Origin of the sequence: Fibrobacter sp. UWEL, from assembly GCF_900142535.1 — a bacterium.
In the GTDB taxonomy this organism is placed as follows: Bacteria; Fibrobacterota; Fibrobacteria; order Fibrobacterales; family Fibrobacteraceae; genus Fibrobacter.
This window is the reverse complement of sequence record NZ_FRBE01000026.1, coordinates 24,615-34,797: the sequence shown is the minus strand read 5'-3', so window position 1 is coordinate 34,797 and position 10,183 is coordinate 24,615. Positions and strand designations below refer to the sequence as shown.

At 51.6% G+C, this 10,183-nt stretch carries 7 protein-coding genes; 5 read left to right on the top strand and 2 right to left on the bottom strand.

Going from position 1 to position 10,183, the window contains the following annotated elements:
• Positions 1-602 (bottom strand): PD-(D/E)XK nuclease family transposase (locus BUB59_RS13295; protein ID WP_200778840.1); only part of this gene is annotated, 602 nt, incomplete at its 3' end.
• A gap of 205 nt (positions 603-807) precedes the next feature.
• Positions 808-2,643 (bottom strand): carbohydrate-binding domain-containing protein, encoded by a 1,836-nt coding sequence (locus BUB59_RS13290; RefSeq protein ID WP_073230802.1) that lies wholly within the window; start codon positions 2,641-2,643, stop codon positions 808-810.
• A gap of 139 nt (positions 2,644-2,782) precedes the next feature.
• Between BUB59_RS13290 and BUB59_RS13285 the strand changes: the two genes are divergently transcribed.
• The 5 genes from BUB59_RS13285 (at position 2,783) to gpmI (ending at position 9,828) form a co-directional block, all read left to right on the top strand.
• Positions 2,783-3,448 carry an MBL fold metallo-hydrolase gene (locus tag BUB59_RS13285; protein ID WP_073230799.1) on the top strand — a complete coding sequence of 222 codons (666 nt, stop codon included), beginning with the start codon at positions 2,783-2,785 and terminating at the stop codon, positions 3,446-3,448.
• A 15-nt stretch (positions 3,449-3,463) separates the two neighbouring features.
• A complete protein-coding gene (locus BUB59_RS13280; protein WP_073230796.1) occupies positions 3,464-4,627 on the top strand; it encodes an acyltransferase family protein in 1,164 nt (387 codons plus the stop codon).
• A gap of 42 nt (positions 4,628-4,669) precedes the next feature.
• A complete protein-coding gene (gene uvrB / locus BUB59_RS13275) occupies positions 4,670-6,868 on the top strand; it encodes an excinuclease ABC subunit UvrB (protein ID WP_083540340.1) in 2,199 nt (732 codons plus the stop codon).
• Between the two features lie 157 nt (positions 6,869-7,025).
• Entirely contained in the window at positions 7,026-8,063 is a 1,038-nt protein-coding gene (locus BUB59_RS13270) for a hypothetical protein (RefSeq protein WP_073230792.1), read from the top strand.
• Positions 8,064-8,193: 130 nt separating this feature from the next.
• A complete protein-coding gene (gene gpmI / locus BUB59_RS13265) occupies positions 8,194-9,828 on the top strand; it encodes a 2,3-bisphosphoglycerate-independent phosphoglycerate mutase (RefSeq protein ID WP_073230790.1) in 1,635 nt (544 codons plus the stop codon).
• Positions 9,829-10,183 lie beyond the last annotated feature (355 nt).

Here is a 10,183-nt window from a genome sequence, read left to right as displayed (position 1 = left end):
GATGCACTACGTTTTACAGCCTCGTCGCTATAGACATGCCAGCTATCGTAATATTCGCCAATGTCGTTGACGTTAAAGTCGCAAATCCAGATGCTATATACGTGAGGAATGTCGTAGCGGAAACGTTCCCGTGCAGCCACATCCTCCCTGCTGTCAGAAGGATACTTTTCGCGAATGACAGCATCAAAACGCTTCTTTTCCACACACAGGAAAGCACTCTCCTGGAGGATTGCCCGTTCTACAAAAAAGGTCAGAGACATCTTCTGCATCTCGATATCAATATGCATTCCAGACTCGGTCTTAGCATGAATATCCATACGCAGGTTCAGCAAATCCGTCGCATGGACTTCCAGTTCTGAATCCAGAAAATCCACGTGGGTAATGAGGTCCGTTTTCTTATGGAGAATCGCATTCAAAAAACTGACCATGGCAGGCCCATTCTTGAGCAAGCGCTTAAATCCGGGATCAAGACGCGGATCCAGATATTTCGACTTGCTGTATTTTTCATAGAGTTCCTCGAAGCGGGACTTTTCCTGCTGAGGCGAAGCGCCAACTGCGCGCAGAGCCGACTCCAGTTTTTGATTTTCTTCAAAAGTTGCCATATAGATTCCCAGCGGGAACGCCCCCGCAAAGGCATAAGGCGGATTGACCTTACATATCTATACACGATGTAATTGCTGAAAATTTTCCAGAATTTCTGTAAAAATCTTGTAAAAACGTACGCTTGCCATAAAAATCAAAAAAAAACACAAGAAAACCGCTCGGATTTTCCGGGCGGTTCCTTTTTCAGAAGATTTTGTAGAAACATTACTTATACATGTAAACCAGTCCATTGGGGAACTTCAGTTCCTTCATGCCGGTAGTCTGCACCTGGCTTACAGATTTTACCACGCCGCCATAGAGGATGGTGCTGCCCTTGTACTGAGGTTTGAATGCGGCCGCGTCGGAACCGTAGAAGTTGTCGCTGGTATATTCCACCGTACTGCATTCAGGAATGTCCGTAGAGTAGTTACCAAAGGCCAAAAGTACGGCACCATCAGAAATCTCGTAGCCAGAGTCCGTATCGATCAGGCCGCCAGCCATATTGGAAGAGCAGCCTCCGCTGCTGCCGAAGCTCATGCCACCGCCCCAGTTGCCACCCTGGTTTCCGCCCCAGCCGCCATTATTGCCACCCCAATTGCCGCCACCCATGTTGCCGCCACCGAAGTTCATGCCGTTTTCATAGCTTTCGCCGGTGATTTCAAGGATCAACACACCACCAGTATGCTTTGCAGTACCGTTAGCGTCAAGCACATCAATCATATTGCCCTTGGCGCTAATGTAATGATAGCCGCCGCTAATGACCATGTGGCCACCAGATTCACTGAATGCAGACATGCCACCTGCATTGGGATCCTTGGGGCCGCCTGCAGCGTTCCAGCCATCGTCGGTTGCGAAGGTAGAAGTGATGCCGCCTTCAGCAAAAATCCTGTAGGATTCAAGGCCTTCCTTTGCAGTGATAATATTGACGGTAGAGCCCTTCAGGTACAAGGAAGAGTCTGCGTGAATGCCTTTCTTGGGGGTGGAAATGGACACGACGCCGGAATCCATAGTAACCGTGTAGTTAGAATGAATTGCGTCATCTTCGGTTTCCAACTTGATGTTACCGCCAACGGAGATGGTGGTATCGGACATCAAGCCCTTGCCAGATGATTTAATGTCAATGTTACCGCCAGAGATTTCCAGGCTTTCCTTACCCTTAATTGCAGTTTCCTTGGAAACAATGGTAATTTCGCCGTTCTTGATCTTAAGATCGTTACTGCTCTGGATACCGTTCATGAAATTTGCCTTGACGGTCAGCTTGCCTGTGCCCTTGATGTTCAAGTCATCCTTGGCGTAGATAACGGCCTTGGCAGTATCCTGAGTTCCATCAGCCTTCTGGTACAAGTGATTGCCATTGCCGTCTTCCACCACATTGGTGGTGCCCTTTACCAAATGAAGCACCGTCTTGTCGGCGTTCTTCACCAGGATAGCGGCATTCTGACTTTTCAAAGTTGCGTTGTTCAGATAGATGCCGGTATTACCTTCATCCTTTGTACCCGGGGTATTTACCACCACCTGGAAATCCGAGGATTCGCCGGAAATATCGTAGGCACCGGGGCAAGTAATCGTTGCGCTCTTTTCGGCAACAGTCACACATCCGTTATTGTTTTCGACGGTAGCCGTGGTGCCTGCCAGCTTCATCATAACATGAGAGACGGCCTGGTCTTCATCCGAATCGTCGTCGCCGAGAGTATTTCCGCCGGGATTCGTGTTGCCAGGATTCACGCTGCTTGAAGAAACCATTCCAGGGAACACATTGCTAGAGGAACTGATCCCTGGGATTACATTACTAGAGGAACTAATTCCAGGAATCATATTGCTAGAGGAACTGACCCCAGGATTCTCATTGCCCGGAGTTTCAGTGCCCGGGGTAACCTCGCCAGGATTTTCCGCGCCAGGATTTTCCGCGCCAGGAATTTCTTCCGTGGGCAAGCCGCTGGTAGGGTCTTCGATGTTGGGAATAGCAGGGGTATTCGGATCAGTAACCGAACTACTTTCAGAACAGGCCACAAAGCACAAAGCGGCTGATGCGGCGATCACCGGTAATTTTTTTAACCTCATATGTAACACTCCAATGCGTTATAATATATATCAACCACCCTTCTAAAAAAACACCTTTACAACGGATAGTTGGTAAAGTTTTATAAACGGCTATATTGTCCCCGCTCGGTTCTGCCATAAAGATTTTTATATTCTCCCTATGCTTTTCAAACACTTTGCCTTTAACTCCTTCGGCGTAAACTGTTTCGTCCTGAGTAATGACAAGGGCGACGCAATTCTCATTGATCCCAGCGTAAGCAACCAGCGGGAACGCGACGCTTTAGCCACCTACATCAAGGACAACCACCTAACGGTACGTCACTTGCTGAACACGCACCTGCACCTGGATCATGTGCTGGGAAACGCCTTTGTGGAACACACCTACGGGGTGAAAGCAGAAGCACACCAGGAAGACGAATTTCTGTTGGACCTGCAGGAAGAACAGAGTTCCATGTACGGATTGCCTTTTGAGGAAGCGGCGCCCCCGCTGGGCGATTACATCGCGGAAGGGGACACCGTTGGCGTCGAGGGCATCGAATTGCAAGTCATTCATGTGGCAGGACATTCCCCTGGGGGCGTTGCATTCTACCTGCCCGCATCCGACGAGACCATCGCTGGGGTGAAGAATCCAGGCCTGCTATTCTCCGGCGACATTCTGTTCGCTGGTTCCATGGGACGTTCGGACTTGTTTGGCGGTGACGAAGAAGCACTCATTAGCGGAATCAAGAAAAAACTGCTGACGCTTCCTGCGGAAACCATCGTACTGCCTGGACATGGACCTACCACCACCATCGAAGACGAACGGGATTCTTTCGCTTCGCTCTAGAATGACATTTGAGAGATGGCAGGCGCTGCACAAAATCGCATTCAGTGGATTGACGAATTCAAGGGATTCGTCCTTCTGCTCGTCTGCCTTTTTCATGTGGAGCAATCCTTCAAATGCGTAAGCCTAGGAATGGAATCCCTCAGTGCCATGCGCATGTCCGCCTTCTTCTTTATTTCCGGCGTACTGTTCAGCACCCGACGTTTCAGCGATTTCAAAAGCTACGCAACCCACAAGACGAAAGTTCTGCTCCTCCCCTACCTTTGGCTTTCCCTGCTGTTCCTAGCCCTGGATCCAGTGATGTGGAATTTTGACTGGTTTCCCCGAGCCCCCAAAATGACGGTAATGAACATCCGTCCCGAGATTCTGACCCTGCAGGATTATATCGGCTGGAATTTTGCCAAGATTTTCGTGGCGGGCAAATCTAGCATCGGGTCTGGTCCTCTTTGGTTTGTGTTTACGCTGTATTCCATCAGCCTGATGTTTTATGGAATTCAAAGTGCTACCAAACACGTCATTCTGAGCGAGCGCAGCGAGTCGAAGAATCTAGTGCATCGCATTTCCATCATCCTCATAGCCACAGCAAGCCTTACCGCCGGCTGGATCCTTTTCAAGAACCACATTCGTTTACCTCTCGGCATCGAGCGAGACTGCACTTGTCTTGCCTTCTTCGCATTCGGCTGGCTCTGCAAGGAACCCATCCAGAAATTAAGTAACGTTTCCGGCAAGGCGGGAACGATCGGGATTTTCGCAGGCACGGTGGCGGCATTCGTACTTTATTTCCTCATTGACGAAGCCCATCCCTGGTTCAGCATCATGAACAATACCCTAGGGAAAAACATCTTCCGATTTGTGGGAAGTTCCCTCTTTGGCATTGCAGGCCTGATCGGTTTATTCCAGCTACTTTCAAAACTTCCCCATGTGGCACCCATCGCTACCGCCCAAGGCATCCTGCGGAACATCTCCCGCAATGCACTGATTATCCTTGCGGTTCACTGGTGGGTTCTTCTGGTGTTGCGAATCATTTTCAAGACAGAGCTGGACAAGCCCGGCATCGCCTACTTGTCCATTCCCGTCGTAGCAGTAATTGTCCTAGGCGCCATCCCACTATTCAGAAACAAGCTGTATAAGCTCCTGGGGAAAGAAAAAATCTCATGCAAGGAAAGCCTGAGTATTAAATAACAAGCTCTTGACTACATACTGCACAAATTGTATCTTTAGGATATGGCAAGAGCACGTAAGACAATTACCCCGGATCCGTATGCAAAACCAGTTGGAAAAGTTCTCTCCCCCGAGCAGAGTCTTCCAGGCAGATTGCGCCAGTTTCAGGAGCCCTCCCGTGCAAACTTCGAACTGGTAAGCCAGTACGGTGCCGCCGGCGACCAGCCCAAGGCAATCGCCCAGATTAGCGACAGCTTCAAGCAGGGCGAACAATTCCAGACGCTGCTTGGCGTAACCGGTTCCGGCAAGACGTTCACCATGGCAAACGTCATTAAGAACGTAGGCAAGCCCACCCTGATTCTTACTCACAACAAAACTCTTGCCGCCCAGCTCTATCAGGAATTCAAGGCATTCTTCCCCAAGAACGCGGTGGAATATTTCGTCAGCTATTACGATTATTTCCAGCCGGAAGCCTACATTCCCCACACAGACACGTTTATTGAAAAAGACGCCAGCATCAACGACGAAATCGACAAGCTGCGTCTGCGAGCAACCGCCAACCTGCTGACCCGTCGCGACGTGATCATCATCGCTTCCGTCAGCTGTATTTATGGCTTGGGCAGCCCCGCCGAATATTTCGACCTGATGGTCCGCATCAAGAAAGGGGACATCAAGGACCGCGACGATTTGCTTCATGAGCTGGTACGCATTCAGTACACCCGCAACGACTTTAGCCTGGAACGCGGCACCTTCCGCTGCCATGGGGACGTGATTGAAATCCACCCCAGCTACGACGAAGACGGCATGCGCATCGAGCTGTTCGGCGACGAGGTGGATCGTCTGGTGCGCTTCAACATCATTACCGGCGAGGTCATCCAGGAACTGGAAGAAATGACCATCGCTCCCGCCAAGCACTTCGTCACGAAAGAAGAAGGCCGAGCCGGGATCCTGCAGCGTATGCAGTTGCAATTGACGGACCGCCTTGCCGAACTGGACAAGGAAGGCAAGGTCCTGGAATCCGCCCGACTCTCCAGCCGCACCCGCTACGACATGGAAATGATCCGCGAAACCGGTATGTGCAGCGGCATCGAGAACTATTCCGCCATTATCGAAAATCGCGAGCCCGGCACACGCCCCTTTACCCTCATCGACTACTTCGGCGATGACTGGCTCTTGATGGTGGACGAATCCCACGTAAGCATCCCCCAGGTGGGCGGCATGGCCGAAGGGGACAAGAGCCGCAAAACCACTCTGGTGAATTACGGATTCCGCCTGCCCTGCGCCCTGGACAACCGTCCCATGAACTTCAAGGAATTCGAGTACATGTACCCCAAGCAGGTGCTGTTCGTCAGCGCCACTCCCGGCGAATACGAACTGGAAAAGACAGGCGGCGTGGTAGCCGAACAGATCAACCGCCCCACCGGCCTTCTGGACCCGAAGATCGAGATGTTCCCCATCCAGGGACAGATGGACGTGTTGCTTTACCGCATCGAGGAAACCATCAAGAATGGCGACCGCGTGCTGGTCACCACCCTTACCAAGAAAATGGCCCAGGACCTGACCGACTATTTTGTGGAAGCGGGTATCAAGGCCAAGTATTTACACAGTGACATCAAGACCCTGGAACGTCACGACCTCATTAAGGGACTGCGTACTGGCGAATTCGACGTGCTGGTAGGTATTAACCTGTTGCGCGAAGGCCTAGACCTGCCGGAAGTCAGCATGGTGGCCATTCTGGACGCCGACAAGGAAGGCTTCCTCCGCAATTACCGCAGCCTGATCCAGACTATGGGCCGCGCGTCCCGAAATGTCAACGGCACTGTCTTGCTGTTCGCAGACAACATGACGGACAGTCTCCAGAAGGCCATCGACGAAACCGTTCGTCGCCGCAGCCTTCAGGAAGAATTCAACAAGGAACACGGCATTACACCCAAATCCGTATCCCGCAAGCTGGAAGGGGACCTGGTCATCAACGATCCCCTCATGGATCTGTGGCGCGGGGACAAGACTCCCAAGGCCGCCGAGGATCCGGATTACGATGCGGATTACGGCCTGGGTAACGAGGATGATAACGACGAGAAGCCGCTATTTGAAGGCGCCCCCCTGGGTAAGCCCAAGAAGACCTCCGGCCGCAAGAGTACAGCCAAATCCGCCAAGCTTTCCATCGAGGAATTGGAACAGCAGATGAAGGCTGCCGCCGCCAAGCTGGACTTTGAGGAAGCCGCCCGCCTCCGCGACCTGATTCGTGACATGGGGAAATAACCTCCAAAACGTTCAAATGATACACAGAACCGCATATTTTGCGGATTTTTAGTCACATAAAGCTTCTTTTTACACTAATTTGCCCTTTTAGACAGTCCGTTTTGGAATATTTTTGTGTATTTTTCAAGGGCAAAAAACATATAGAGAGGATTTAACTATGAGTTACAAATTTGCAAAGTCTCTTCTGGCAGGTTCTCTGCTCGCTATGGGTGCTTTCGGCCTGGTCGCTTGCGGCGATGACGGTAGCACCACCAAGCCCAACTCCGGCGCAAACAACCCGATCTCCGTTGATTCCCGTCAGGACGCATCCATCTCCTTTACCGGCTTGAACGTTGTGAACGCTGGTACCCAGGTGAAGCTGACCGGTTCTATCGGCCTCGCTTTCGCAGACACTACTAACGCCGCTTCTGCAAACCTGCAGTTCACTGGCGTGACCATCCAGATCGGTAAGGTGGTTGGCACTGGCGTGAATACCATTTCCGCACAGCCCACCTTCGCTCTGCCTGCATTCCCCACCAACAAGAGCATCTCTCTGACCGAATCCAACGTGATGTTCAACCTGCAGGATCCGTCTCTGACTGAATGCGGCGAATACCAGTTCATCATTACTGCAACTGCAAATGACGGTTCCAGCAAGAAGGATTTCTCTAACACCCAGACCATTAGCTTCAGCCGTCCGGAAATGTACTGCGCAGCAAACAACACCCCTGCAAGCAGCGCTTCTACCACTCCGGCTAACAGCCCCGTCATGGTCGCCTGCCCCGAAGTAACTCTGTCTACTGAATTGGCTCCGGGTCTTGACATTGCCACCTGTACGGCATCCGCTTCTACCACCGCCGACATCGTGGTTAAGAAGTCCAAGTCCAACAGCGGCGACGACTACTCCATCACTAGCGGCAACGGCGCAACCTTCTCTATTATCAGCAACACAGATGAATACGGTCAGGACTACTGGCCGGACCAGAACCCCGTAAATGGCGGCGTTGTCCACATGAGCGATTTCAAGTACAAGACCATTACCGGCACTACTCTTGTCAACATGAAGGAAAACTACACTTTCGATATCTACGTCGGTAAGACCAAGGCCTTCAACGAAGCAACTGGTGCAGGTTTCTTCGCCTTCGCAATCAACGAAGCAAAGATCGGCAACAACGGCAACTACACCGTAAAGATGACTGTCTACAAGGTACAGTAATCTAAAGCTGAATAAACCTTTTAAAAGGCTCTTCGCAATAGCGGAGAGCCTTTTATTTACCCCCACTTTTTTCTATCTTATGTCCCGAATTTAACACGCCCGGAAGGTCCGGGCACAACTGGAGTACACTATGCTTAAGAAGCTTTCCAACTTCCCCGGTATCAAGGGTCCCGTCGTTACCATCGTCATGGACGGTTACGGCATCAACAACAACGAACAGGGCAACGCCATCAAGGCAGCTCGTCAGCCCACCCTCGATAACCTCTTCAAGGCCTACCCCAACGTTCTCTTGAACGCACACGGCCGCGCCGTGGGTATGCCCACCAACGAAGACATGGGTAACTCCGAAGTCGGTCATAACGCCATCGGTGCTGGCCAGGTTTACAACCAGGGTGCAGCTCTCGTTGCAGACGCAATCAACTCCGGCGACATCTTCGGCCGCGACGCTTGGAAGGAAATCTCCGCAAACGTTCGTGAAAAGAACACTGTTCTTCATTTCATCGGCCTCTTCTCCGACGGTAACGTTCACTCCAACATCGCTCACCTGAAGGCCATGGTCGCACAGGCCAAGAAGGAAGCCGTGAAGAAGGTTCGTATCCACATTCTTCTCGACGGTCGTGACGTTCCTGAAACTTCCGCTCTTGACTACGTTGAACCCTTCGAACAGTTCCTCTCCGAACTCCGCTCTGGCGAATTCGACGTTTGCATCGCTTCTGGCGGTGGCCGTATGCAGATCACCATGGACCGTTACAATGCTAACTGGAAGATGGTTGAAACCGGTTGGAAGACCCACGTTCTGGGCGAAGGCCGTCAGTTCGAATCTGCCAAGCAGGCTATCGAAACTCTCCGTGGCGAAACCAAGGCTATTGACCAGGATCTGCCTCCGTTCGTAATCGCTGCTAACGGCCAGCCCGTTGGCACCATCAACGATGGCGACTCCGTGGTGTTCTTCAACTTCCGCGGTGACCGTGCAATCGAAATCACCCGCGCTTTCGAAGAAGAATCCTTCAATGAATTTGACCGCGTTCGCGCTCCCAAGGTTTGCTACGCCGGCATGCTCCAGTACGATGGCGACCTGAAGCTCCCCAACCGCTTCCTGGTTCCTCCTCCGGCAATTAAGGAAACCTCTGGCGAATGGTTCGCAGAAACTGGCGTTAAGCAGTTCGCTTGCTCCGAAACTCAGAAGTACGGCCACGTGACTTACTTCTGGAATGGTAACCGTTCCAGCAAGTTCGACGGCGAAACTTATCTCGAAATCGAATCCGACGTTGTCCCGTTCGAACAGCGCCCCTGGATGAAGGCTGCAGAAGTGACCGACGCTATGATCGAAGCTATCAAGAGCGGCAAGTACCAGACTCTGCGCTGCAACTACCCCAACGGCGACATGGTAGGCCACACTGGTTCCTTCCGTGCAGCAACCATGGCTATCGAAGCTGTGGATATCGGCCTTGCTCGTTTGCTCCCGGTGATCGACGCAGCCGGCGGTGTTGCAATCATCACTGCTGACCACGGTAACGCCGACGAAATGTACGAAATCGACAAGAAGACCGGCATGCCCAAGGTGAACAAGGATGGTTCCTTCAAGGCTAAGACCAGCCACACCTTGAACAAGGTTCCCTGCATTCTTTACGATAACGTCACCGGCGGCAAGCTGGGTCTTAAGGAAGGCAACTGGGGTCTGTCCAACTTGGCAGCTACCACCGCTAACCTCCTCGGCCTCGAAAAGCACGAAGCCTGGGACGAATCTATGTTGATCGTTAAGTAATCAAGCGCAACGATTCGTCTACACCGACTTTTGTCGGTGTTAAAAAAGGAAGCCCCAAAGGCTTCCTTTTTTGCTGGCTTCTAATCCCTATTGGAAGTTACTAGACACTAAAGTGTCAAGTAACTTTAGCCAAAGCGATTTCGTTCACCGATTGATGGTCTAAAGACCATCTCCCGTGCTAAAGCACGGAGGTTCACGAGAAGCCTGGGATGACTCCATGCTGGTTATCAAGTAATCAACAGGTCATGCTGGACCATGTCATTCTGAGCGAAGCACCAAAGGTGCGAAGTCGAAGAATCTGTTCGGCATCAAACAACTTGAAAAAGGTCGGACTCAAGTCCGGCCTTTTTTCTAT

What these genes read in the sequence shown, in the direction of transcription:
- BUB59_RS13290 (WP_073230802.1), bottom strand. Translation starts at nt 2,643, where the DNA reads ATGAGGTTAAAAAAATTACCGGTGATCGCCGCATCAGCCGCTTTGTGC.
- BUB59_RS13285 (WP_073230799.1), top strand. Translation starts at nt 2,783, where the DNA reads ATGCTTTTCAAACACTTTGCCTTTAACTCCTTCGGCGTAAACTGTTTC.
- BUB59_RS13280 (WP_073230796.1), top strand. Translation starts at nt 3,464, where the DNA reads ATGGCAGGCGCTGCACAAAATCGCATTCAGTGGATTGACGAATTCAAG.
- uvrB (WP_083540340.1), top strand. Translation starts at nt 4,670, where the DNA reads ATGGCAAGAGCACGTAAGACAATTACCCCGGATCCGTATGCAAAACCA.
- BUB59_RS13270 (WP_073230792.1), top strand. Translation starts at nt 7,026, where the DNA reads ATGAGTTACAAATTTGCAAAGTCTCTTCTGGCAGGTTCTCTGCTCGCT.
- gpmI (WP_073230790.1), top strand. Translation starts at nt 8,194, where the DNA reads ATGCTTAAGAAGCTTTCCAACTTCCCCGGTATCAAGGGTCCCGTCGTT.